Origin of the sequence: Nannocystis punicea (assembly GCF_026965555.1) — a bacterium.
Classification (GTDB): Bacteria; Myxococcota_A; Polyangia; order Nannocystales; family Nannocystaceae; genus Nannocystis; species Nannocystis punicea.
Genome location: NZ_CP114040.1, coordinates 10,871,323 through 10,896,287 on the forward strand (window position 1 = coordinate 10,871,323; position 24,965 = coordinate 10,896,287).

Genomic DNA, 24,965 nt, shown 5'->3' on the forward strand with positions numbered 1-24,965 from the left:
CGCCGCTGGGTCCTGCTCACCACATGGCACAAAAGACACATCATATGTCTCTTGCGCCATGTCGCATCCTGTTAAAACACTTCAGGACTGCCACGAATCGCGCTACGAGGCTGATATCGGGCAGTCACCGAAGAAGCCTCGTGCACACGCTCCGCGGTGAACCCGCGCAGCCAGGCGCGATCTTCGCGTGATAGCTTCCGGCCATGCGGAAACAACGTCTCGCCTCTCCTGCACTGACCCTTCTCCTCGCGCTCTCGGGCTGCGCCGACCCTGCGGCCGGCACCGAGACGCTCGCCACCGAGACCAGCACCGGCACCGACACCTCGACCGGTAGCGACGACACGACTGGCAAGCCGCCGACCACGACCGACAAGCCGACGAGCACCACCGACGATCCGACCACCACGTCGACCACCGATCCGGAGACCTCGACGACCACCACCTCGACCACCGATCCGATCACCGGCACCAGCACCGAGCCGATCACCAGCACCACCAGCACCACCACCGATTCGACGACCACCGACGGCACGACCGACACGACCACCGACACCACCACCGACACCACCACCGACACGACCACCGACACGACCACCGACACCACCGGCATGCCGCCCGACTGCACGCCGGGCGAGTCGCTGTGTGTCTGCGACAACGGCGCCTGCAACAGCGGCGCCCCGTGCTTCCTCGGCGAGTGTCCCCACGTCACCGGTCTGTGTCAGTGGGAGGGCGACGGCGAGTGCGACGAGGGTGGCGCGTGCGCCGAGGGCACCGACCCGTTCGACTGCTGCGCCACCAAGCTGAACGGCGTGTGCGAGGAGCACGACTTCCCCGGCGGCACCTGCTCCAAGGGCTCCGACCACTGGGACTGCGGCTACTGTGCGTGGCCCGACGACGGCGAGTGCGACGAGGGCACCTACTGCCCCGAGGGCACCGACACCAACGACTGCTGCGCCACCCCGCAGAACGGCGTGTGCGAGGAGATGTCGCAGGGCGGCGAGTGCCCCGACGGCACGGACTCTTACGACTGCGGCGTGTGCCCGACCGCCAACGACGGCACCTGCGACGAGCCGGGTGACTGCCCGGTCGGCACTGACGGCGACGACTGCTGCGCCACCCCGAAGAACGGCGTGTGCGAGGAGCCGTCGGAGGGCGGCGAGTGCCCCGTGGGTTCGGACCCGTACGACTGCGGCTTCTGCCAGTGGACCAACGACGGCGAGTGCGACGAGCCCGACCTGTGCGAGCCGGGCAGCGACGCCGCCGACTGCTGCGCCACCCCCGAGAACGGCGTGTGCGAGGAGATGTCGCAGGGCGGCGAGTGCCCCGACGGCTCCGACCCGTGGGACTGCGGCTTCTGCCAGTGGACCAACGACGGCGAGTGCGACGAGCCCAACCTGTGCCCGCCGGGCAGCGACGTCGAGGACTGCACCTGACGCCGCCCGCGCGGACGAGGCTCTGCTAGCCTCGTCCGCGCATGGCCCCCGTCGCCCCGCACGTCTTCGCCGTCAGCGAGCTCGTCAACCGCGCCCACCGCAGCATCGAGCAGCAGTTCCCGCCGCTGTGGGTCGAGGGCGAGATCACCAACCTGCGGCTCGTCAACAGCGGCCACGCCTACTTCACCCTGCGCGACAGCCACGCGATCCTGCCGGTGGCGATGTGGCGCAGCGCCCTGTCGCGCCTGCGCCACCGCCTGGCCGACGGGCAGATGTTCCGCGTCTACGGCCGCCTCGGCATCTACGCCGCGCAGGGCAAGTTCCAGCTGTACGCCGAGCGCGCCGAGCCGGCCGGCCTCGGCGCGCGCATGCAGCAGCTCGAGCAGCTCAAGGCCAAGCTGGCGGCCGAGGGCCTGTTCGCGCGCGAGCGCAAGCGGCCGGTGCCCGCCTGGCCGCGGATCGTCGGCGTCGTCACCTCCGCCAGCGGCGCCGCGATCCACGACATCCTCAAGGTCTCGCGGCGCCGCTGCCCGGTGCGGATCCTCCTCTCGCCGGCGCAGGTGCAGGGCGAGGACGCGGCCTTCAGCCTGGTGCGCGCGCTGCTGCGGCTGCAGCGGCGGCCGGGCGTCGACGTGATCATCCTCGGCCGCGGCGGCGGGGCCCAGGAGGACCTGTGGGCCTTCAACGACGAGGGCCTCGCGCGGGCCGTCGCCGCCTGCCCGGTGCCCGTCGTGTCCGCCGTCGGTCACGAGGTCGACATCACGATCTGCGACTTCGTCGCCGACCTCCGCGCCGCCACCCCCTCGCACGCCGCCGAGCTGGTGGTCCCCGATCGCGACGGCTACCTCTCGCGCCTCCATCACGTCGAGCGCCGCCTCGTCCTCGCCACCAAGCGCCGCGTCCTCGACGAGCGCGGCCGCCTCGAGCTGCTCACGCGGCGCCTCGCCGCCACCGGCCATCGCCTCGTGCTCGCGCCGCGCCGCCGCCTCGACGCCCTGCTCGCGCGCCTCGGCAACCAGCACCCGCGCGCCCGCCTCGCCCGCGACCGCCGCCTGCTCGTCGCCCTGCACGCGCGCCTGCTCGCCCAGCACCCGCGCCACCGGCTCGACCGTGCCCGTCGCCACCTCCTCGCCGCCGAGCTCGCCCTGCGTGAGCGCGCCCGGGTGCTGGCCGGGCCCGCGCGCCTGCGCCTCGCTCGCGCGGCCGCGGCGCTGAACGCCCTCAGCCCGCTCGCGGTGCTGCAGCGCGGCTTCGCCGTTGTCAGCAAGGACGCGGGGGTCGTCACCGACGTCGCCCAGGTCGCCGCCGGCGACGCCGTGCGCGTGGAGCTCGCGCGCGGGGCCTTCGCGGCGCAGGTCACTGCTGTCGAGCCGGTGAAGCTACCTTCATGATGAAGCGCGGTTCATCGCCAAGTGCGGCCTGACGCCACCTGGCCGCGGACCGGCCGGCCCGCGCGGCTCGGGTCGATGAATCCTGCACTCGCTCTCTTGAACCGCGCTTCTCCCCTCGACTACGCTGAGCCTCGCGTCCCGCACGAACGGCGTACCGCGCCGTCTGTCTCGCGGGACATGGCTCCAAGGACAGCATTCGAGGTCTCGCAATGAGCAACCGCAACGTCCCCGCTGACGGGCTCGCCGGCCTGCGTCAGAACCTGCAGTCGGACCTGGTCGCCGGCTTCCTCGTCTTTTTGATCGCGCTCCCGTTGTCGCTGGGGATCTCGATGGCCAGCGGGTTCCCGCCGGTCGCCGGCATCTTCACCGCCATCATCGGCGGCCTCGTCGTCAGCCTGTTCATGGGCGCGAGGGTCACGATCAAGGGGCCGGCGGCCGGACTCATCGTCATCGCGCTCGGCTGCATCGAGGAGATGAGCCGGGGCGTCGACCCGGTGCTCGGGTATCAGTACGCCCTCGCGGTGATCGTCGCGGCCGGCGTCATCCAGATCATCTTCGGCCTGATCCGCGCCGGCGTCATGGCCGACTTCTTCCCGTCGGCGGCGGTGCACGGCATGCTGGCCGCGATCGGCATTATCATCGCGTCGAAGCAGCTGCACATCATGGTCGGCGTCGACCCGACGGCCAAGACGCCGCTCGGCCAGATCGCCGAGCTGCCGCAGCGGTTCGTCAGCAACAACCCCGAGATCGCGCTGATCGGCCTCCTGAGCCTCGCTATCCTCGTCATCATGCCGCGCCTGCGGCACCCGCTGGTGCGCAAGATCCCGGCGCCGCTGGTGGTCCTGCTGCTCAGCATCCCGCTCGGCATCTACTTCGACCTCGACCACGCCCACAACTACACGTTCGCCGGCCACGAGTACCACCTCGAGCCGACCATGCTGGTCAATCGGCTCGACAACCTGCTCGGGATGATCACGTTCCCCGACTTCTCGAATCTCGGCAACTGGGCCTCGATCAAGTGGATCATCGCCTTCGCGCTGGTCGGCAGCATCGAGTCGGTGGCCAGCGCCAAGGCGGTCGACACGCTCGACCCGCACAAGCGCAAGTCGGACTTCAACCGCGACCTGCTGGCCGTCGGCGTCGGCAACACCGCGGCCGGCATGATCGGCGGCCTGCCGATGATCTCGGAGATCGTGCGCTCCTCGGCCAACATCAACAACGGCGCCAAGACCCGCTGGGCCAACTTCTGGCACGGCGCCTTCCTGCTCGGCTTCGTCGTCCTCGCGCCCGGCCTCATCCACATGATCCCCAAGGCCGCGCTGGCGGCGATGCTGGTGTTCACCGGCTTCCGTCTGGCCCACCCGCGCGAGTTCATCCACACCGCGCAGGTCGGCAAGGACCAGCTGCTGGTCTTCCTGGTCACCATCGGCGTCACCGTCGGCGAGGACCTGCTGCTCGGCATCTTCGCCGGCATCGCCACCAAGCTGCTGCTGCACATCGTCCGCGGCGCCCCGCTCAGCGCGCTGTTCAAGCCCGACCTCGAGATCCGCGACGACGGCGCGAACACGACTCGCATCACCGCCCGCAAGGCCGCGATCTTCAGCAACTACATCGGCCTCAAGCGCGCCATCGATCGCGTGCCCGCGCCGCGCAACGTCGTCGTCGACCTGCAGGCCACGCGGCTCGTCGACCACACGGTGATGGAGCGTCTGCACGAGCTCGCGCGCGACATGGAACACGAGGGACGCGAACTGACAGTCGTGGGTCTCGAAGGCCACAAGCCGGTGTCGGGCAATATGCTCGCTGCGCGAACCCGTGCAGCCTGAACTCGATTTCGGCGAACGGCGCGCGCGCCGTTCGCCGAAAACTTGATTTGCGTCTCGCCGAGGGGTTGCGCCCCCCGATGCTTCCTCCATAGACTGCTAACTCCCTGCAGCAGCCTCTGCGGGGATCTGCAGGGAGACCCATCGATGCGTGACGCAGCGGATAAGCTCTCTCCACGGCCCTTGGCCCAGCGCTTGACGCTGTTTGCCGCGCTCGGCGCCGGCCTCGGTCTCGTCACCTGCGCCGCAGTACCGGCGAAAGAGAATGCGCCGATCGCAATGCAATCGGTGCTCGCCACGGGGGCCGATCTCCCCGCATCGACAATCCCACCGGCGCGCGCGCCGGCCGACGATATCCCACTCGCGATTCCGGTCTCGGCGGATTCCGCGAATGCGCAATCGGGGCCGGTGACCCCCGCGGTCGCGGGCGAACCGTCCGAGATCGAGGACACAGCGGTCGCGGACGCGGACGAGCGGCTGCACGAGGTGTTCTGGACCGCGCACGAGAAAATCTCGCTCGACGCGCTCGCCATCGCCTGGGGCATCAAGGCCGCACAGCTCCGCGAGCTCAACCCCGAAGTCGACCGCGAGGCTCCGATCGCCGAGGGCACCAAGCTGCTGGTCTATCGCCACGACCCCGAGCACCTGCCGCAGTCGATCGGCTCGCCGAACCGCGGCAAGCTGCGCAACGGCATGCCCCTGCCCGAAGGGCCAGGTTGGCGCCTGCGCACCCACCGGCCGCGCACCTACGGCACCACCAACACGATCCACGCGCTGGTCGAGGCCTTCGAGGACTTCACCGAGCTGTACCCGACCGGCCCGAAGATCCGCGTCGGCGAGCTGGCCCGCCGCAGCGGCGGCCGCGTCCCGCCGCACCGCTCGCACCGCTCCGGCCGCGACATCGACATCGGCTACATCTTCCGCGGCATCGACGACGGCGAGCACCGCTGGAAGTACATGAACGTCCGCAACTTCGACGCCGAGAAGAACTGGGCCCTCGTGCAGGAGCTGCTGGAGACCGGCCAGGTCCAGACGATCTACATCGCCAAGAAGCTGCAGAAGCTGCTGCACAAGGAGGCCAAGAAGCACCTCCCGCCCGAGCAGCTGGCCGCGCTGTTCGAGTACCCGAAGACGTCCGAGAGCCCGCACGCGAAGATCCAGCACTGGCGCGGCCACTCCAACCACATGCACGTCCGGTTCCTCTGCGAAGAGGGCAACCGCCGCTGCAGCGCCCGCAGCAAGTGAAATTCTAAAACAAGCGACATGTCCCGAGGAGCAGGCCCGGCGCCGGCTCTTCGGGGCACGTCGACCGCGAGGCGGCCGCCCCGGGCTCGACCTCTGACGAGAACCGGCGCGTTCCGTGGGCGACCCGCCCCGATTGAGAGCGGCGACTGAATCCAGCTCGCGCCGAACCCCCCTGAACTGCCCGACCTCACGCCCCGGCGGCTTGCCCGCGCGGCCCGGCGTTTGCGACGCTGCGGGCGTCATGTCCGGCAAGCCCATCATCGACCTCAGCGACAAGGTAGCGATCGTCACCGGCTCGAGCCGCGGGATCGGGCGGGCGATCGCCGAGCACCTGGCACGCGCCGGGGCGCGGGTGGTGATCTCGAGCCGCAAGCCGACCCCGTGCGACGAGGTCGCCGAGGCGATCCGCGGCGCCGGCGGGCAGGCGATCGCGGTCCCGTGCAACATCTCCGAGAAGGCCCAGGTCGACGCGCTGGTCGACCGCGCTCTGGCCGAGTGGGGCAAGGTCGACGTCCTCGTCTGCAACGCCGCCACCAACCCCTACTTCGGCGCGCTCGAGGGCCTGTCCGACGAGGTCTTCCACAAGATCATGCACAACAACGTGCTGTCCAACCTGTGGCTGGCCAAGCGCGTGGCCCCCGGGATGATCGAGCGGCGCGACGGGGCGATCCTCATGATCTCGAGCATCGGCGGCCTGCGCGGCGACCCGCTGATCGGCGCCTACAACATGTCCAAGGCCGCCGACATGCAGCTCGTGCGCAGCCTCGCCGTCGAGTACGGCCCGCACAACGTCCGCGTCAACGCCATCGCCCCCGGCCTCGTCAAGACCGACTTCGCCCGCGCGCTGTGGCAGAACCCCGACCTCAAAGAGATGGTCGAGCGCCGCACCCCGCTCGGACGGATCGGCGACCCCGACGACATCGCCCCGCTCGCCGCCCTGCTGTGCTCCCCCGCCGGCTCCTTCATCACCGGCCAGGTCCTCGTCGCCGACGGCGGCGTCACCATCGCCGCGGCGTGGTGACGGATCGCCGCCCTCGCGCACAGGTCGCTCGCCACGCGCCCGTTTGTACGTGTGCTCGAGGACGTGTCCGTAAGGCTACCCGCTCGCGTCGGACCCGGGCGCATGGTCGCGCCGAGCCGGCCGCAACCGCGACGATGTCCTCGAGGACATGTCCGTAACGACACTCGGCGCACGATCGCCGCTCGCGTCGAGCCAGTCTCCGAGGCGACCCTGTCCTCGAGGACATGTCCGTGGACCCCGCGCCGCGTCGGGGCGTCTGACCGCCGCTCGCGTCGAGCCAGCCGCCCGCATGCCCGAAAGAACACGTGTCTGCTCGGTCGCTCCGGAGCCGTCCGCCTCCGCGCGGCCGACCTCGCGTCTCCGGCCGGCTGCGATCTGATCTATCCTCGCGGCATGTCCGTCCGTACCGAGCGCAACGGCCCCGTCACCACCGTCATCCTCGCCCGCCCCGAGCGGCGCAACGCGGTCGACGGGCCCACGGCAGAGGCGCTCGAGCGGGCCTTCCGCGAGTTCGACGCCGACCCCGACGCGCGCGTCGCCGTCCTGTTCGGCGAGGGCGGGCACTTCTGCGGCGGCGCCGACCTCAAGGCTCTGGCCAGCGGCGAGTCGAGCAACCAGCTGCACCTCGACGCCCCGGCCGACGCGCTCGGGCGGCCGGCGCCGATGGGGCCCACGCGGCTGCTCCTGCGCAAGCCGGTGATCGCCGCCGTCAGCGGCTACGCGGTCGCGGGTGGCCTCGAGCTGGCGCTCTGGTGCGACCTGCGGGTCGCGGACGACGACGCAGTGTTCGGCGTGTTCTGCCGCCGCTTCGGCGTCCCGCTGATCGACGGCGGCACCGTGCGCCTGCCGCGGCTCGTCGGCATGGGCCGCGCGCTCGACCTGATCCTCACCGGCCGGCCGGTCGAGGCCGACGAGGCGCTGGCGATCGGCCTCGTCAACCGCGTCGTCCCGTCCGGCCGGGCCCGGGCCGCCGCAGAGGCGCTGGCCGCCGAGATCGCCGCCTTCCCGCAGGAGTGCATGCAGGTCGACCGCCGCTCCGCGCACCTGCAATGGGACATGTCCCTCGAGGAAGCCCTGCTCGCCGAGGCCCGCGGCGGCGCCGAGGTGATCGCCCGCGAATCGATCGCCGGGGCGCAGCGCTTCGCCGCCGGCGCCGGTCGCCACGGCGCCCAGTGACTCGCGCCGCGGCCGAAGCCTCTCGATCGTCCCGTCACGGAATCATCACACTTGTCCCTTCGGACATGTTCTTTAAACCGGTCGACGCTGCGGCTCTCAGCCCCCGCGGCTCCGGCGAGCCTGTCGATCTCCGTTCACCGCCGCCGAACGCCGAAAGCCGCTCCGCATGACGCGGTTTCGCGGGCAGTCCTCCTCCCCCCTTTTTTAAAAAGGGGGGCCGCGTTGCTGGCGACGCGCGATCGCCCCTATAGTCGCGGCCGCATGCAACGCCGCGAATTCGTCCTCGGGTCCCCAGCCGTCCTCGCCACCGCCTGCAACAGCGCGCCCGACGAGCTGCCGCCGCCGCCGGCCAAGACCCCGGGCAAGACCACCGCGCCGCTGCCTGCCCCTGCCGCCCCGAGCACTCCCGCCGCCGACCCGCACGCCGGCCACGCCGGCCACGCCGGCCATCCCGCGAGCGACGACGGCACCCTCGCGGTCGCGCTCGAATGCCTCAAGACCGGCGAGGTCTGCGTGCAGCACTGCTTCGTCTTGCTCGGCCAGGGCGACACCAGCATGGCGGCCTGTGCCCGCTCGGCCTACGACATGCTCGCAGTCACCCGGGCCTTGCTGGCGCTCGCCGCCGGGCCCTCGGAGCAGCTGGCAGCCCAGGCCCGGGTCGCCCTCGCCGTCGGCGAGCGCTGCGAGGCCGAGTGTCGCAAGCACGAGGCCAAGCACCCCGCCTGTAAGGCCTGCGCCGAGTCGTGCAAGGCCGCCATCACCCGTTACCGGACCCTCATCGGTTGAGGTTGGGGCCGCGCCGGCGGCCGCGGTACCATGCGTGCGTGGATCTCCGCGCCCTCGTCACGCTCGCCCTGTCCCTCGCCCTCACCGCGTGCAGCGACGACGGCGGCGGCGGGCTCACCGGCGACCTGACCTCCGGGACAGATTCTGGCGAACCATCCAGCCCCACCGGCGACGCCTCGACAACAACAACAACAACCACGACCAGCGGGACCACTGGGCCCGATCCGACCACCGGCGGATCGACCTCCGAACCCGGCACCACGAGCGAGCCCGGCACCACCACCGGCGAGCCCGACACGACCTCGACCACCGGCGTCTCCGGCTGCGAAGGCGGCGGGCTCGGGCCCGGCGATCACACGATCATGCTCGAGCACGGCGGGGCGATGCGTTCGGCCATCGTGCACGTCCCGCCCGGCCACGACCCGCAGGCGCCGAGCCCGGTGGTGCTCAACTTCCACGGCTTCACGCAGGACGCCGCCGGCGAGGTGCTGTTCAGCGGCATGAACCCGGTCGCCGACGCCAACGACTTCGTGGTCGTCTACCCCGAGGGCCTCTACAACTCGTGGAACGCCGGCTTCTGCTGCGGCCAGGCGGTCAACAGCGCCGTCGACGACATCGGCTTCGTCCGCGCCCTCGTCGCCCGCCTGCACGAGGAGCTCTGCCTCGACCCCGCGCGCGTCTACGCCGCCGGCATGTCGAACGGCGGCTACATCTCGCATCGCCTGGCCTGCGAGGCCACCGACCTGATCGCCGCCATCGCCCCGGTCTCGGCCACCATCGTCATCGACCCCTGCGCCCCGAGCAGGACCATCCCGGTGATGATGTTCAACGGCACCAGCGACATTCTCGTCCCCTACGACGGCGGCATCTATCAGAGCGCCCCGCAATCGTTCGCCGACTGGGCCCTCTATAATAATTGCACCGACATGCCCGAGGTCACCCAGCAGGTCGGCGGCGTCACCTGCGAGACCTACGACGAGTGCGACGACGGCGTCTCCGTCACCCTGTGCACCATCGAGGGCATGGGCCACTGCTGGCCGGGCAACCCCGTGTGCCCGTTCGGCACCCCCAACGTCGACATCCAGGCCAGCGAAGCCGCCTGGCAATTTTTCAAAAATTACTCACTGCCATGAGGAGCGCGGCCTCGTCGCGCATCACCGCTCGAGCCTTCAGCCGCGGCGGCACAGCTGGTCGACCAGGCGCAGCACCGTCGGCACCCGGTGCGGACCGTGCATCGCCCTCACGTGCGCCGCGGCCTCGTCGTCGGGCATCCCGGTCGCGGTGACGAACAGCGGCCGGCGGCTGTCGCCGCGCAGCACCTCGCGGGCCGGCGCCCCGCGGAACGGGTTCTTGGCCACCCCGATCACGGGCGTCGCCTCGCCGAGCGCCCGGTACAGGTGCGCGCCGAGGCCGGGTCGGTCGGGGCCGAGCCACACGTGGCCGTCGACCACGATCGCCGTCGGCGGCGCCGGGCAGCGGCCCAGCGCCGCCAGCAGGCACGGCAGCTCGCGGGTATAAAACGCCCCCGGCTCGTAGTCGGCGGCCGCCGGGCTCGTCACCGTGTAGCTCTGGAGGACATGTTCTTCGGACCATGTCTCGAAGAGCACGCAGGCAGTGACCGCCGCGTCCGGGCGGTAGTCGACGTCGAGGGCGGCGATCGCCACGCCTCGTCGATACCAGCTCACGGCCGTGGGCGCGAGGGGTCGACCACGTGGACGCGCCGGCTGACCAGGTGCTCCCCTTTTTTGAAGCCGCGGATCCGGTAGACCGAGCGCACTTTCGGGTTCTGCGCCCAGGCCTGGAAGTCCGCGCCCTGCTGCAGGATGTACTCGAAGCCGGCCGGGCGGCCCGGCAGCGTGCGCAGCACCTGCCCGCCCGCGAGCGGCAGCGCCTGCACGTTGGCCCGGAACTCCGGCGTGTACAGGAAGTACTGCTCGATGTTCGACAGGTACAGCAGGCCCACGCGCAGGTTCGCGGCGCGCAGCGCCTCGGCGACCGCGCGGACCGTGCCGGCGCGGGTGAAGTCGCCGCGCAGCGCGATCACCCGGCCCGCGCGCACGAGCCCGGCCACGCGGGCGTACAGCGCCGGGTCCGACAGCAACCACGCCCGCCCCTTGCTCGCCATGTGCCGCTCGAGCTCGGCGAACCGGCGCGCCACCGCCGGGCGCGCGGCCATGAACGTCGCCACCAGCGCCTCGCCGCCGGCCGTCTCGACCAGGGCCAGCGCCTCGGCCTCGCCCGCGGGCGTCCACAACCGCGAGAACTCGGCGGGCCCCTCCGCGGCGGCGAAGAACGCGGCGTAGACCGCGTGCAGCGACACGATCGCCGGGTCGAGGTCGATCAGCACCAGCGCCCGCGCGTCGGCCCAGGCCGCGAGGATGTAACCGGGGTCGGCCGCCACGGCCACGACCACCTCGCCGACATCCTGCACCGCGTCGGCGACGAGATCGAGGTCGCGCTCGTTGGAGGCGAAGTAGTGCAGCCCGTTGGTCAGCGGGCCGGTGTCGACGTCGGCGGCGAGCGAGCGGGCCGCCGCGGCGAAGCCCCCGACCGCGCCCGCATCGGCGCGCGCAGTCGCGGGCAGCAGCGCGAGGACGAACAGGGCCGAGAGGAGGCGACGCACCGCGGCTCTACGCCCGACCGCGCGCCGCGATTCCACCGCTGCGAGGTCGACTCAGCCGTGGAAGCCGGTGCCGTCCCAGCGGTGGGCCGGGTCGGGGTAGAACAGCGCGCCGCCGGTGTCGCGGTACTCCTGGCAGATCAGCACCAGCCACCCGCCGGGCACGCGGGTCCGATAGGTCTCGATGTTGTTGCTCGCGGTGAGGCGCTCCCACACCACCTGGGGGCGCTTCATCCCGCGCTCGGTCCAGTAGGCCTCGCTGTTGGGGTCGCCTTCGGTCTCGTAGCCGCCCTCGTCTTCGCCCCGCATCATGTTGCTGATCGCCATGGCAGGGCGATGGTGACATAGCCCGTGAGAGGCGACCAGGGGGCCCGGACCATTGTCGCGTCCGCCTGCCTTTGGCAATCTCGAGGGCCCCCCGTGCAGAAGGACGCTCCGGCGGACGCCCATGACGGCGACTCCTTCGCCGCGCAGTTCGCCGCGGCCGAGCCCCCGCGGCCGCGCGAGGCGCCGGCCGAGCACACGCGCGCCCGCCTGGCGGCCCAGCTCTTCGGCGCCGCGCTGCGGGTGACGCCGCTGGGGCGCTACACCGTGCTCCGAGAGATCGGGCACGGCGCGATGGGCGTGGTGCACGAGGGCCGCGGCCCCGGCGACCAGCAGGTCGCGCTCAAGACGCTGCGCCGGCCCGACCCCGCGGCGATCGCCCGGCTCAAGAAGGAGTTCCGCAACGTCGTCGACGTCGGCCACGCCAACCTCGCCGCCGTCTACGAGCTCGCCCTCGATCAGGCGCGCGGCGAGTGGTACATCGTCATGGAATATGTCCCCGGGGACAGCTGGCTGGCGCACCTGCGGCCGGGCGGCGAGCGGGCCCCGGAGGCGGCGATCCGCGGCGCTCTCGGTCAGCTCGCCTCCGGCGTCTACGCGCTGCACCGCGCCGGCCTGCTGCACCGCGACCTCAAGCCGTCGAACGTGCTCGTCACCCGCGAGGGCCGGGTCAAGATCGTCGACTTCGGCCTCGCGCGGCTGGCCGACGGCCGCCACGAGGGCCTGGCCGGGACCGCCGGCTACCTCGCGCCCGAGCTGCTGGCCGGCGCCCCGCCGTCGCCGGCCAGCGACTGGTTCGCCGTCGGCGTGATGCTCTACGAGGCGCTCGCCGGCCGGCGCCCGCGCTTCCCGCCCGGCCCGACCCCGGTCGACGGCGCGCCGGCCGACCTGCTCGCGCTGTGCCGCGACCTCCTGGTCGAGGACCCCGACGCGCGCCCGAGCGGCCGCGACCTGCTGCTGCGCCTCGGCCTCGCCGCCCCGCCCGCGCCCTCGCCGGTGTTCGTCGGCCGCGAAGACGAGCTGGCGGTGTGCGCCCGCGCCAGCGAGCGCGCGCCGGCGCTGCTGCTGCTGGTCGGCCCGTCGGGGGCCGGCAAGTCGGCGCTGCTCGCCCGCCTCGTCGCCGACCTCCGCGACCGCCGCGGCGCCCTGGTCCTCCACGGCCGCTGCTACGCCGGCGAGTCGGTCCCGTACAAGGCGCTCGACGGCGTGGTCGAGGCGCTGGCCCAGCACCTCGAGACATGTTCTCCAAGACATGTCTTTACACTCATGTCCGAAGAAGCAGCAGACCTGCGGCGCGTGTTCCCGGCGCTGCAGCGGGTGGTCGGGGCCGTGGCCGGCGGCGAGGCGGCCGACGCCGCGCCGCGCGAGACCCGGCGGCGGGCGGTCGCGGCGCTGCGCCGGCTGCTGGGCGAGCTGGCCGGGGCGCGGCCGATCGTCCTGGCGATCGACGACCTCCAGTGGGGCGACGCCGACTCGGCGCGGCTGCTCGGCGAGCTGCTGGCCCCGCCCGACCCGCCGGCGATCATCGTCGCCGCCAGCGTGCGCAGCGACGTCCGCCCCGGCTCGCCGTTCTTCGCCGAGCTCGACGCCGCCCCCCTGGCCTGCCCGATCCACGAGGTCGAGCTCGCCCCGCTCGGGCCCGCCGACGCCGAGCGCCTGGCCGCCACCATCCTGGCCGAAGGACCAGATCGCGGCGACGACCCGGGCCTGCGCCAGCGCCTCGCCGCCGCCATCGCCCGCGAGTCGCAGGGCAACCCGCTGTTCATCGAGGCCATGGCCCAGCGACAGGGCGGCGAGGCCGGCGACGTCGCCACCTCGCTCGACGGCGCCCTGCAGGCCGAGGTCGCCGCGCTCGAGCCCGGCGAGCGGCTCGCGCTCGAGCGCCTCGCGGTCGCCGGCCGCCCGCTGCGCCGCGACCTCGCCCTGCGCCACAGCCCGGGCGCCGCGGCCGCGCGCGTGCTCGACGGCGCCGCTCTGGCGGTCCTCGGCGCGCGCCGGCTGGTCCGCCCGTGCGGCGAGGGCGACAGCGTCGAGACCTACCACGACCGCGTGCGCGAGGTCGTGCTGCAGCGCCTCGGCGCCGACGACCGCCGCGGCCATCACCGCGCCCTCGCCCTCGCCCTCGCCGCCGCGCCCGACCCCGACCCCGACGAGCTCGTGCTCCACTTCCACGGCGCCGACGACCTGGCCGCGGCCGGCCGCTGGGCCCTGCGCGCCGCCGAGCGGGCCGCGGCCGCCCTCGCCTTCACCAAGGCCGCCGGCCTGTACGAGAAGGCCCTGTCCTGGGGGACATATCCTCCTGAACATGTCCTGAAATACACCCTCGCCCGCGCCGACGCCCTCGTCCACGCCGGCCGCTGCGCCGAGGCGGCGCCCGTCTACCTCACCGCCGCCGCGCTGGCGCCGGACCGCCTGCAGGAGCTCGAGCTGCGCGGCCGCGCCGTCGAGCAGTACCTCGTGTCCGGGCGCGTCGACGCCGGCCTGCGGGTGCTCGGGCCGCTGGCGCACGAGCTCGGCCTGCCGTTCCCGGCCACCAGCGCCGGCACCACGGTGCGCTTGGTCGGCGAGCTCGCGCGCCTGGCGATCGCGCGCCGCCGGGCCCCGCGTGAGCCGGTGGCGGCCGCGGACGTCGACGCCGCGCTGCGCCTGCGCATCGACCTGTGCTGGTCGGCCGGCAAGGGCCTCGGCTTCATCGACCCGATCCGCGCCGCCGCGATCTCGGCCCAGGGCCTGCGCCTCGCCCTCGCCAGCGGCGAGCCGCGGCGGATCGCCCGCGCGGCCGCCTACTTCACGATCGTCGACATCAACGCCCCCGACCCGCGCCGGGCCAGCGCCGCCGCCCGCGAGCTGGCCCTCGCCCGCGGCCTCGCCACCCGCCTCGCCGAGCCCCACCTCACCGGCCTCACCACGATCCTCACCGGCGTCGCCGCCCTCAACAACGGCCAGTGGCGGCGCGCCCTCGCCGGCGTCGAGGCCGGCGCCGACCTCCTGCGCGCCCGCTGCGTCGCCGTCCACTGGGAGCGGGCGATCGCCCACGCCATGGCGATGCACGCCCTGCTCATGCTCGGCGACTTCGCCGGCCTGCGCGCCCGCGCCGAGACCTGGCAGCACGAGGCCGAGGACATCGGCGACCGCTTCGCCCTCGTGGTCGCGATCCTCTACACCGCCCACGCCGCCCTGGCCGCCGGCGATCCCGGCGGCGCGCGAGCGGCTGTCCGCAAGGCCCTGTCCTTGTGGCCATACGAGGGCTTCTCGTTCCAGCACTGGCTCGCGCTCGGGGTCGAGGTCGGCTGCGACCTCTACGACGGCCGCGGCCGCGACGCCTGGGCGCGGGTCGAGCGGGCCTGGCCGGCGCTGGTGCGCTCGCAGCTGATGCGCATGCAGATCCCCCGGATCGACGCTCACCGCCTGCGCGCCAGCGCAGCCGTGGCCGCCGCCCGGGCCGGCCAGCGCGGGCTCGTCCGGGCCGCCGCCGCCGACGCCGCCGCCCTCGCCCGCGAGCGCATCGAGCTGGCCCACGCCGCCGAGGACCTCATCCGCGCCCAAATCGCCGTCCTCCGCGGCCGCCCCGCCGCCGACCTGCTGCAACGCGCCGCCGACCGCTTCACCGGCGGCAACATGCCCGCCCTCGCCGCCGCCGTCCGCCACGGCCTCGACCGCCTCGCCGGCCGCCCCGCCCTCGCCGCCGAGCTCGCCCTCGCCAGCTGCGGCGTGCGCGACCCGACCCGCTGGTCGGCCACGATCGCGCCTGTCCTTTACGACCTGGCCTCGTGAGCATGTCCTGATCGTCAGGCGACCTGCCGGCCTACGCGATCCACCACTGTCGCGCCTCGCGCCAAGCGTGACCTGTCCTTTCAGCCACCTCGACGCATCACGCTCGCCGCGCCGCCGTCTCTCTCGCGGCGCCCGACCTGTCCTTTACGACCTGTCCTCTTGCACTTCCCAGGCCGAGCTCGGCAGCGCCGCGACCCACCGATCGAGGTCGAGGTCGACCGCCGGCAGCTCGGCGAGCGCGTCGCCGGCCGCGAGCTCGGCCATGTGGCGGCGCAGCTGCGTCTTGGCGGTCTGCAGCTTGCCCTTGACCGAGCCGAGGCTGACGCCCAGCGCGGTCGCCAGCTCGCTGTGGCTCATGCGCTCCCAGTAGTGGAGCTCGAGCAAGATCTGCAGGTCGAGGGGGATCCGCCGCAGCGCCGCGGCCAGGAGGCGCGCCGCCACCGCCTCGTCGACCAGCCGGCTCGGGCTCGGTCCGAGGTCCTCGAGCGACGTGTGCACCGCGTCGAAGCGCTCGTGCAGGTGCTTCCGGTAGTGCGCGTAGAGCACATTGCGCGCGGTGCCGAAGAGGTACGCGCGCACGCTCGTCGTCGACTCCCCGGCGATCCGGTCGCGCCCCTCCACGCACGCGAGCATCGTCTGCTGGATCAGGTCTTCGACGTCGCGTGACACCTTGCCCGCGAAGAAGCGGTAGAGCCCGTCGAAGTGGCGTTCGAACAATGCGTTGCCGGCCGCGAGGTCGCCCCCTCGCCACCGCCTCAGCAGCTCGTGCTCGTCGTCCACTGCGCACATCGTAGCCGCCTCGTCGTCCCGCGTGCCACATCCGAGGAACCTGCAGGCGCAGGCCCGCAAAGCCCCTGCGCGAGGCAACGACATGGCCGGAAGGCCATGGCAGAACGGTCACGCGTGAACCCCGCTAGAGCTCGCTGGACTGCAGATGTCCGCGCTGTTATGGCGCATGAACGCGATTATTTTCAGAAAGACAGATCCCTGAGCACGTGGCCATCACTACTAAGGCAACGACTGGACGGCCCCCATGCCCCCCATCAAGCCCCCACGCACCCTTGCAGACGCCTCACCTCCGCGCGAGGTGTCTGCACCGGAGCTGTCGTCACGGACCTCGCCCCCCGAGTCCGACCCACTCCGTCAGCTCTTCCGTCGCCACGCGAACCACTTTTCGAGCGTCCGCGCCCGCCAGATCCAGCATCGCCTGCGCGACCGTCTGTTCCGCGAAGTTCCGGGCGAGCCCGAGACCCCCTGAGTACGCCCGACGGCCACGTCTGCGGAACCCCCTCCGCTGCACACGCCTGCACATGACCTCGCTCGTGTCCTCGCAGCGCCGGTGACGTGCGACCTTCTGTCGCACCACGCCTCGCGCCGCTGCCGGAGCACGCGCGCTCTCCGTGCTCCTCGCCACGTCGGCGACGCATCACCGCAGCGCTCGCACGAGCCGTAGCCGACGCGGCGTCCGTCGCCAGCGCACTCCGGCGAACGGACGCTCGCACGATGCACGTCGCCGATGCGACCTCCGGTTGCCAGCACGACGCATCGGCAAGCGGACCCGACTCGCACCATTCATCGCCGACCACCGCGGCCGAAGGCTAGCGCGTCGCGTCGGCAAGCCGATGCACTCGCACGAGCCGTCGACCGGCCGTGGCCGACACACCGCATCGACACAAGCGCTCGCACGAACCTTCGCCGACGCTGATACGCCGCGTCGATGACCGGACCCTCTCGCACGCGGCTTCGCCGACCCGGCCGCGTCAGCAGACGGACCGACTCGCACAATGCGCGTCGCCGCCGCGTCACCGCCACGTGGGCGAACGCGGCGTGCTCCTCGCTCCCGTGACGCGTCAGCGCCGGCGGTCGCGCGCCGCGGCGATCGCCTCGTGCACCATCACGTCGTGCTCGGCCGGGTCGGCCCAGCGCTTCTGACCGGCCTCGGGCAGCAGCTCGATCGGGTCGAAGTACAGGTAGTGCGCCTCGGCGTTGACGTTGGGGCTGCGGTACACGCTGATGCCCGTCTCGCGGTTGTAGTGCTCGAACGAGTGACAGTCGCGCTTGCCGCCGCCGCCGGGCGCGTCGACCACGAAGGTCGGCGTGTTGAAGCCGGCGGTCAGGCCGCGGACCTGCTTCTCGAGCTCGATCGCGGTGTCGACGGTGGTGCGCAGGTCCTCGACGCCCTTCACCAGGTCGTGCACGTACACGTAGTACGCGTGGACGTTCAGGTAGCTCATGCGCTTGATCAGCAGCCGCATCGCCTCGGGCGTGTCGTTGACGCCGCGCTGCAGCACCGACTGGTTGCGCACGAACACCCCGGCCGCGAACAGCCGGTTCATCGCCCGCTGGGTAATCTCCGTCAGCTCGGACGGATGGTTGAAGTGGGTGTGCAGCACCACTTCCTTGTGCATCTTGCGCCCGCGCTCGACCACGCCGACCAGCGCCGAGAACCACGCGTCGTCGGTGAGGATCTTCTGCGGCATCACGGCCGGACCCTTGGTGGCGAAGCGCATGCGCCGGATGTTCGGCATGTCCAGCAGGCGGTTGCCGATCGCCTCGATGTGCTCGGCCCGCAGGTTGTACGCGTCGCCGCCGCTGATGACGATGTCCTCGAGCTCCGGCCGCGAAGCCACGTACGCGAAGGCCCGCTCCCACCGGTCCTGCGTCGGCCGCAGGTGCACCTTCTCGACCTGGTCGGTGTCGATGCCGACGGCGTAGCTGCGGGTACAGAACCGGCAATAGACCGGGCAGGTGTCGAGCGCCAGGAACAGCGCCTTGTCGGGGTAGCGGTGGGTCAGCCCCGGCACCGGCGCGTCGGCCTGCTCGTGCAGCGAGTCGAGGTCGAGCTTGGGATGGTCGGGCCGGAGGCGCGAGCCCAGCGGGATGAACTGCCGCCGCAGCGGGTCGGCCACCGGATTGGACCAGTCGATGAGGCTCAGCAGATACGGCGACACCCGCAGGCTCATCGGCGAGCGGTGGAACCCGTCGCGCACGTCGGCGATGAACTCCGGCGCGACCAGCTCTTGCACCGCCTCGAGCAGCTTGTCGGGCCGCGTGATGGTGTGCTTGGCCTGCCACTTGTGGTCGAGGAAAGTGGCCTCGTCGATGTCGCGATACGCGGGGATCTTGCGCCAAAAATCGCCGCCGAGCAGCTGCCTGTGGACGAGCGTGGCCGGGTCCACCGGCGGTTTGAGTGCCGGCACCGGCTCGCCGCCGGAAGCCGCCGTGGTGGTCGTCACCACGGGCAATTTGATCGGGCTCGTCACGCTGCTCTCCATAGCGGACAAGGTGTAGTCGAAAACCTCGCTCGCGGGCACACAGGCGCGGATCTTCGCCGCAATCGCGCCCAACTCGCGGCCCTCGCTGCGACCTTCGACACGCGCGAGGCCCCCGCACACCTGTCCACAAGCGCAACGCCGCACACGCCGGGATCTACCTCACAAGTGCGCCGCCTGCGTGGAATCAGCAACCTCTGCGCATATGCGTGGACCGATGAAATCGACCTGCAGGCCGCCGCCCGGCGGACTTGAGAACACCAGCTCGAGGTCGTGCAGCGCGGCGACGCGGGCCGCGATGTGCAGCCCGAGCCCCTGGCCGTCGGGCGCCCGCGTGCGCGCGGCGTCGCTGCGGAACCCTCGTTCGACCAGCCGCGCCAGCTCGTCCGCCGCCACGCCCGGCCCGTCGTCGACCACCCGCAAGCGGAACCTGTCGTCCGCGAGAGCTTCGAGCAGCACCGCCACGTGCCCGCCCGCGCGGTTGTGACGGATGGCGTTGTAGACCACGTTGCTGACCGCCTGCTCGAGCAATGTGACATCGGCATCGACGTGCAGCGGCGACTCGGGCACCGCGCCGTCCAGCTCGACCCGCAGCCGCCGCGCGATCGGCCGGTGCCGCGCCAGCACCCGCTCCACCAGCACGCCCATCGCCACCGGCTCGCGGTGCAGCCGCGGGGCGTCGGCGTCGATCTTGGCCATGATCGCCAGGTTGTGCACGATCGCCGCGATGTAGTGCGCCTCTCCCATCGCCGCCACCAGCGCCCCGCGATCGACCGCCGACCCCGCGCTCGCGCCCTCGAGCAGCTCGCTCAGGTGCCCCTGCAACACCGTCAGCGGGATCATCACGTCGTGCGTGGTGTTGGCCAAGAACTCGCGCAGCGCGGCCTCGCGGCGATCCTTGGCGGTCAGCTGGGCCCGCACCTCCTGGCCCGCGGCCTCGAAGGCGCGCGCGAGCTGACCGACCTCGTCATCGCCGTCGATCGGCACCGCGCTCGCGTAACCCGCCGACGCCGAGCGCCGCACCGCCTCCGTGAGGCGGCGGATCCGTCCGACCACCGGACCCATCGCCAGCAGCACCGCGGCGAACAGCGCCACCAGCGGCGCCAGCCAGATCCGCGTCGGCGGCAGCACCGCCCCGAGCCAGCCGGGCACAGTGTTGCCCTGCGCCAGCACCAGCGCGCACGGCCCCGACCCCCACGGCATGCGCATCAGGACCTCGACCTCCGCGCTCATCCACGAGCGCGCCCACGACTGCGGCCAAGACTGCGGCCAGGTCGCGACCTCGGAGGTCGCGATCGCCGCCGCCAGCGGCTCCGCCACCGCCGGCGCCGCCGGGTTCGCCGACCTCAGCTGCGCGTCGTAAGCAAAGAGCACCGCCGGCCGCCCCCGCGGCCGCCCGTCGTCCAGCGGCGGCGGCGGTCGCCCGCGCGGTTGCCCGTCGTTCAGCGGCGGAGGCGGCCGCCCTCGCGGTTCACCGGGTCCCGTGAGCTTCTCCGGCCCCTCGCTCTGCTTCGAGTCGCGACCTCGCAAGGGCTCGGCCTCACGACCTCGCAAGTCGCTCTCGGCTCCACGACCTCGCAAGTCACCCGCCTCGCCCTGCGCCGCCGCACGACCTCGCAGGTCTCCCGCCTCGCGCGACCCCTCCTCACGACCTCGCAAGTCCTCCCCCGCCCGCGACGGAGGCCCATGCCCCGGCGGCAGCTCGCCGCCCCAGCCAGCAGGATCTGCCTCGCAGCGGTCGCGCCCGCCGGGCTCCTGCATGCGCGCCAGCGTGTAGCCGACGAGGGCCTCCTCGGCGGCGCGGTGACGGGCCACCGCGTCGAACAGCACCAGCACGACGACCATCGGGATGGTCACCGCGATCGTCGTCAGCGCCAGGCGCAGCCGCAGCTTCACGGCGACGGCTCCGCGCGCAGGCGATAGCCGATGCCCCACACCGTCTCGATGCACTCCTCGGGCGCCAGCTTCTTGCGCAGCCGCGACGCGTGGACGTCGAGCGTGCGCTCGCTGCCCTCGCGCTCGGGGCCCAGCACCTGCTCGGCCAGCCACGCGCGGGTCACCGCCGCTCCCGGACGGCGGGCCAGCGCCGCCAGGAAGTCGAATTCGACCCGCGTCAATTCGACCGCCCGCCCGCGCACCTGCACCACGCGGCGCGCCCGGTCGATCGACAGCGCCCCGACCGTCAGCGTGTCCTCGCGCTGCAGCGCCGGCCGGCGCAGGCGCGCCCGCACCCGCTCGACCAGCTCCTCCGGCCAGAACGGCTTGGTCATGTAGTCGTCGGCCCCGAGCTTGAGCGCGCCGACCTTGTCCATCGTGTCGGCGCGGGCGCTGAGCACCAGCACCGGCACGTCGGAGCGGGCTCGCAGGTCGCGGAGGATGTCGAGCCCGTGCGCGCCCGGCAGCATCAGGTCGAGGATCACCAGCGCCAGCCCGGCCGCCTCCTCCGGCGCGAGGGTCCGCCCCTCCGTCCACCACGTCGGCTCGTAGCCCGCGCGGCGCAGGTGCAGCACGATCTGGCGCCCCAGTTCGTGATCGTCCTCGATGACCAGCACGCGCTCCGCCACGCCTCAGTGATTCTCGATCCGCCCGCCGCGCGCAACGCCGCCCCACGTGAGCCGCCTGCACGACTCCAGTTGGTGATCGCCCGCGCTCTGCAATATTTGCTTAAGATCCCTCGCCCACCCTTTGTGACGAGGGAGCGAACACCATGACAGCGCAATCCATCCATCGACGTCCCACGCGGCGCGAATTCGCGCTAGGCGCCCTCGGCGGCGCTGCTGCAGCGGTCCTGGTCGCCTGCGGTGACTCGAGCGCCGGCGACACCGACACCACCACCGGCACCACCGGCGACGACACCACCGGCGGCACCACCGACCCGACCACCGGCACCACCACCTCGTCGTCCACCGACCCGACTTCGACCGGCGACCCGACCTCGACCACCGGCACCACCGACGACGACACCGGCGACACCACCGGCGCCGCCTGCGGCGAGGCGGCCGCGTGGGCCACCGGCGGCACCGCGGCGATGACGATGAAGCACTGCTACCCCGACCCGTTCGCCGGCGGCGTCCGCGAGTGCCTGCTGATGTGCGAGACCACCGAGGGCCCGTGCACCGCCGACACGATCGAGCGCCAGGACGTGAGCGAGGGCTTCTCGGGCCTGCCGGTCCGCCTCGCGCTGCTCGTGGTGGCCGCCGACACGTGCGCGCCGCTGGCGAACGCGAAGGTGGAGATCTGGCACACGCAGCGCACGGGCGTGTACTCGGGCGTGACGCCGAGCGGGGCCTTCTGCTACGGCGACGACCCCGACGCCGAGAACTACCTCTACTTCCGCGGCACGCAGACGACCGGCGCCGACGGCCGCGTCGACTTCGATACCTGCTTCCCCGGCTGGTACAACGGCCGCGCGATCCACATCCATTTCCGCGTGTACATCGACGACACCCTGCACGCCACCTCGCAGCTGTTCTTCGCCGACGCGCTCAACGAGGAGGTCTTCGCCGACCACCCCGAGTACAGCGAGTTCGGTCAGCCGAACACCACCAACACGACCGACAACATCATCGGCGGCGAGAGCGACATGACCAACTATCTCCTCACCACCGCCCGCATGCCCGACGGCGCCATGCTCGCGTCGAAGGTCATCGCCATCCGCTCCTCGCTCGACCAGCCCACCTGCCAGACCCAGGGCGGCGGCGGCGGCGGCATGCCTCCGCCGCCGATGCCCTGATCCTCGCGTCGCCTCGGCCTCACCGCGAACGCTCGCGGAGTGACGCGACCCAATCACTCCCCGAGCGCGACCGGATGCACTTCCGTCGCCCCGGCACGGCCTCGCAAACCTCGCCACCGGCGAGGCCCGTCGCGCCAGAGTTCGCCTCCTCGCTCGCGCTCCCTTCGCGCGAAGCGACCTCGCGTATCTCAGTCCAAGCTCGCGTCATGCTCGCGCCGACACGACCTCGCGTACCTCGACGCGAGCTCACTGACTCATCGCTCGCCGCACTTCGACCTCGCTTCATGCTCGCCGACGCGACCTCGCCTACCTCGCCGCTCTCACTGACTCATCGCTCGTCGCACTTCGACCTCGCTTCATGCTCGCCGACGCGACCTCGCCTACCTCGACGCGAGCTCACTGACTCATCGCTCGCCGACGCGACCTCGCCACAGCTCATCGCTCGCCGCGCCTCGAACCGCGACGCGATCTCGCCGGCTCGACGCACACCGCCTTGCGAGATCGCCTCCAGCTCGCACCGCTCGCGCGACCTCGCCGCGCGCTCCGGCCTCCCGCCGCATCACCGCTCGCGCGATCGCCGACCGGCCCGATCTGCCGTTCGCGTCGCTCCGGCCGGCCCGCCGTCGAAGCGCGGGCCCGCTCGCGCTACACTGGCCGGCCAGTGACGGCCAACCCCAGTGAGGACGTGCTCGACGGCGCAGCCCTGCGCCGCGCCGTCGACATGCTCGCGGGCAGCCCCGTGCTCGGCGTCGCCGTCGTCCTCGCCGCGCCGCACCCCGACCTCCCGCGCGAGTCGGCCAGCGATCCGCGGCGCGTCCGCGTCGACCTGCTCGCGCTCTCCGCCGGCGGTCGCACCTTCGTCGTCCACTGCAACTGCTTCTCGCCCTCCGACCTGCGCCAGCTCGTCCCCGTCCTCGCCGGCCCGCACGCGCCGTACGTCGTCTTCCCCGACGCCCACTTCCACCTCACCGCCCTCGCCGGCCTCGGCCTGCCGGTCGCGCGGGTCGGCTGCACGCGGACCGCCGCCACCTTGCTCGCCGAGGGGGTCGTCGCCCGCCACGACGAGCTCGAGATCGCCGCTCTGGCCGGCCGCCACCTCGGCGTCGCCCTGCCCGGCGAATGGCTCTCGGGACAGGTCCTTCCGGCCTGGTCGCGCCTCGAGGTCGTGGCCGCCGCCGCCGCCGCCGCGCCCGCCCTGCTCCGCGTCCTCACCCCCGAGCTGCGGGCCCACGGCCTGTCCCGCGCCTACGAGCTCGAGTGCAAGCTCCTGCCCGCGGTCGTCGCCATGGAGTCCGCCGGCGTCCCCGTCGACGGCCCGCGCTGGGGCATCATCGCCGACGGCTGGCGCGCCGAGCTGCAGGTCACCGACGCGCCCGAGCGCAAGGCCCAGCTGGAGAAGTTGATCTCGACCTACGCCCACTGGCCGCGCGAGCACCTCGGCGACGACGGCCGCATGCGCACGCACCTGCACCCGCTGGCCACCGACTCCGGGCGGTTCGCCTGCAGCCAGCCCAACCTGCAGCAGGTGCCCTCGGAGCACACCGCCCCGGGCCTGCGCTCGTGCTTCCGCGCCGAGCCGGGCCACGTGCTGGTGGTCGCCGACTACGCGCAGATCGAGCTGCGGGTGGCGGCCCATCTGGCGCCGTGCGCGGCCATGCGGGAGGTGTTCCACGCCGGCCGCGACCCGCACCGCGCGACCGCGGCGACCCTCGCGCGCAAGCCCGAGGTCGAGGTCACCGCCCACGAGCGCAAGCTCGCCAAGGCCGTCAACTTCGGCTTTTTGTTCGGCATGGGCGCGCGGCGCTTCCAGGAGTACGCCGAGGGCAACTACGGCCTCGTCCTCGACCTCGCCGCCGCCGAGCGCGCCCGCGAGGCCTTCTTCGCCACCTTCCCCGGCGTCGCCGCCTGGCACCGCAAGGTCTCGGCCCTGCAGCCCCGCAGCGCCCGCGAAGATCTCACCGTCCGCACCGTCCTCGGCCGGCGCAAGCGCTTCCTCGCCGGCAAGTTCAGCTTCAACGCCGCCCTCAACATCCCCGTGCAGGGCACCGCCGCCGAGGGCTTCAAAAAGGCCATGACGGCCCTGCATCCGGCCCTCGCCGAGCTCGGCGGCCGGGGGATCCTCTGCGTCCACGACGAGTACCTGGCCGAGGTCCCGGAGGAGCACGGCGAGGCGGCCCGGGCGCTGGTCCAGCGGGTCATGCAGGAGGCCATGGCCGAGGTCGTCCCCTCGGTCCCGATCGTCGTCGACAGCCGGGTCGCCCGTCACTGGGCCGAGTGATTCCTCCCGACCAATCGGCTGCGTCCGCTCGACGCCGCGAAACCTCACGCCCCTTCTTCGGTTCCAAGCACGCCAGCACCCACGCGGAG

The 24,965-nt window shown here is 72.5% G+C and carries 18 protein-coding genes; 11 read left to right on the forward strand and 7 right to left on the reverse strand.

The window, feature by feature from the left end; translation table 11 throughout:
- Positions 1-203: 203 nt before the first annotated feature.
- From O0S08_RS41590 to O0S08_RS41625, 8 genes are all read left to right on the forward strand, one after another.
- Positions 204-1,433: a hypothetical protein gene (locus O0S08_RS41590; RefSeq protein WP_269035073.1), complete on the forward strand. Its 1,230-nt coding sequence runs from the start codon at positions 204-206 to the stop codon at positions 1,431-1,433.
- Positions 1,434-1,474: 41 nt separating this feature from the next.
- Positions 1,475-2,824, forward strand: a complete 1,350-nt coding sequence (xseA, locus tag O0S08_RS41595; RefSeq protein WP_269035074.1) for an exodeoxyribonuclease VII large subunit — start codon at positions 1,475-1,477, stop codon at positions 2,822-2,824.
- Positions 2,825-3,033: 209 nt separating this feature from the next.
- Positions 3,034-4,650 carry a SulP family inorganic anion transporter gene (locus O0S08_RS41600; RefSeq protein WP_269035075.1) on the forward strand — a complete coding sequence of 539 codons (1,617 nt, stop codon included), beginning with the start codon at positions 3,034-3,036 and terminating at the stop codon, positions 4,648-4,650.
- Positions 4,651-5,055: 405 nt separating this feature from the next.
- Entirely contained in the window at positions 5,056-5,892 is an 837-nt protein-coding gene (locus O0S08_RS41605) for a penicillin-insensitive murein endopeptidase (protein WP_269035076.1), read from the forward strand.
- Positions 5,893-6,133: 241 nt separating this feature from the next.
- Positions 6,134-6,913 carry an SDR family NAD(P)-dependent oxidoreductase gene (locus O0S08_RS41610; protein WP_269035077.1) on the forward strand — a complete coding sequence of 260 codons (780 nt, stop codon included), beginning with the start codon at positions 6,134-6,136 and terminating at the stop codon, positions 6,911-6,913.
- A 393-nt stretch (positions 6,914-7,306) separates the two neighbouring features.
- Positions 7,307-8,089: a crotonase/enoyl-CoA hydratase family protein gene (locus O0S08_RS41615; protein ID WP_269035078.1), complete on the forward strand. Its 783-nt coding sequence runs from the start codon at positions 7,307-7,309 to the stop codon at positions 8,087-8,089.
- A 261-nt stretch (positions 8,090-8,350) separates the two neighbouring features.
- Positions 8,351-8,875: a Csp1 family four helix bundle copper storage protein gene (locus O0S08_RS41620; protein ID WP_269035079.1), complete on the forward strand. Its 525-nt coding sequence runs from the start codon at positions 8,351-8,353 to the stop codon at positions 8,873-8,875.
- Positions 8,876-8,913: 38 nt separating this feature from the next.
- Complete coding sequence (locus O0S08_RS41625; protein ID WP_269035080.1) at positions 8,914-10,008, forward strand: CE1 family esterase; 1,095 nt, start codon at positions 8,914-8,916, stop codon at positions 10,006-10,008.
- A 36-nt stretch (positions 10,009-10,044) separates the two neighbouring features.
- Here the strand turns inward: O0S08_RS41625 and O0S08_RS41630 are convergent, their stop codons facing one another.
- From O0S08_RS41630 to O0S08_RS41640, 3 genes are read right to left on the reverse strand one after another with little or no spacing between them, the layout of a single operon-like run.
- A complete protein-coding gene (locus O0S08_RS41630) occupies positions 10,045-10,539 on the reverse strand; it encodes an endonuclease V (protein ID WP_269035081.1) in 495 nt (164 codons plus the stop codon).
- Between the two features lie 17 nt (positions 10,540-10,556).
- Positions 10,557-11,498 carry an LIC_10091 family protein gene (locus O0S08_RS41635; RefSeq protein ID WP_269035082.1) on the reverse strand — a complete coding sequence of 314 codons (942 nt, stop codon included), beginning with the start codon at positions 11,496-11,498 and terminating at the stop codon, positions 10,557-10,559.
- A gap of 51 nt (positions 11,499-11,549) precedes the next feature.
- A complete protein-coding gene (locus O0S08_RS41640; protein ID WP_267704743.1) occupies positions 11,550-11,822 on the reverse strand; it encodes a hypothetical protein in 273 nt (90 codons plus the stop codon).
- A 93-nt stretch (positions 11,823-11,915) separates the two neighbouring features.
- Between O0S08_RS41640 and O0S08_RS41645 the strand changes: the two genes are divergently transcribed.
- Positions 11,916-15,593 (forward strand): serine/threonine-protein kinase, encoded by a 3,678-nt coding sequence (locus O0S08_RS41645; protein ID WP_269035083.1) that lies wholly within the window; start codon positions 11,916-11,918, stop codon positions 15,591-15,593.
- Between the two features lie 144 nt (positions 15,594-15,737).
- Here the strand turns inward: O0S08_RS41645 and O0S08_RS41650 are convergent, their stop codons facing one another.
- From O0S08_RS41650 to O0S08_RS41665, 4 genes are all read right to left on the reverse strand, one after another.
- Entirely contained in the window at positions 15,738-16,382 is a 645-nt protein-coding gene (locus O0S08_RS41650; protein WP_371879518.1) for an RNA polymerase sigma factor, read from the reverse strand.
- 1,061 nt (positions 16,383-17,443) lie between these two features.
- Complete coding sequence (locus O0S08_RS41655; RefSeq protein WP_269035085.1) at positions 17,444-18,856, reverse strand: KamA family radical SAM protein; 1,413 nt, start codon at positions 18,854-18,856, stop codon at positions 17,444-17,446.
- A 171-nt stretch (positions 18,857-19,027) separates the two neighbouring features.
- The gene (locus tag O0S08_RS41660; RefSeq protein WP_269035086.1) at positions 19,028-20,761 is read right to left on the reverse strand and encodes a sensor histidine kinase; all 1,734 of its coding nucleotides are present in this window, start codon (positions 20,759-20,761) and stop codon (positions 19,028-19,030) included.
- Positions 20,758-21,429 (reverse strand): winged helix-turn-helix domain-containing protein, encoded by a 672-nt coding sequence (locus O0S08_RS41665; RefSeq protein ID WP_269035087.1) that lies wholly within the window; start codon positions 21,427-21,429, stop codon positions 20,758-20,760. Before O0S08_RS41665 ends, O0S08_RS41660 begins: the two co-directional genes overlap by 4 nt.
- Before the next feature lie 143 nt (positions 21,430-21,572).
- On the opposite strand from O0S08_RS41665, the gene O0S08_RS41670 reads away from it, so the two are divergent.
- Both O0S08_RS41670 and O0S08_RS41675 read left to right on the forward strand, forming a co-directional pair.
- Positions 21,573-22,598, forward strand: a complete 1,026-nt coding sequence (locus O0S08_RS41670; RefSeq protein ID WP_269035088.1) for a peptidase associated/transthyretin-like domain-containing protein — start codon at positions 21,573-21,575, stop codon at positions 22,596-22,598.
- Positions 22,599-23,259: 661 nt separating this feature from the next.
- Positions 23,260-24,876 carry a DNA polymerase gene (locus O0S08_RS41675; RefSeq protein WP_269035089.1) on the forward strand — a complete coding sequence of 539 codons (1,617 nt, stop codon included), beginning with the start codon at positions 23,260-23,262 and terminating at the stop codon, positions 24,874-24,876.
- Positions 24,877-24,965: the final 89 nt, after the last annotated feature.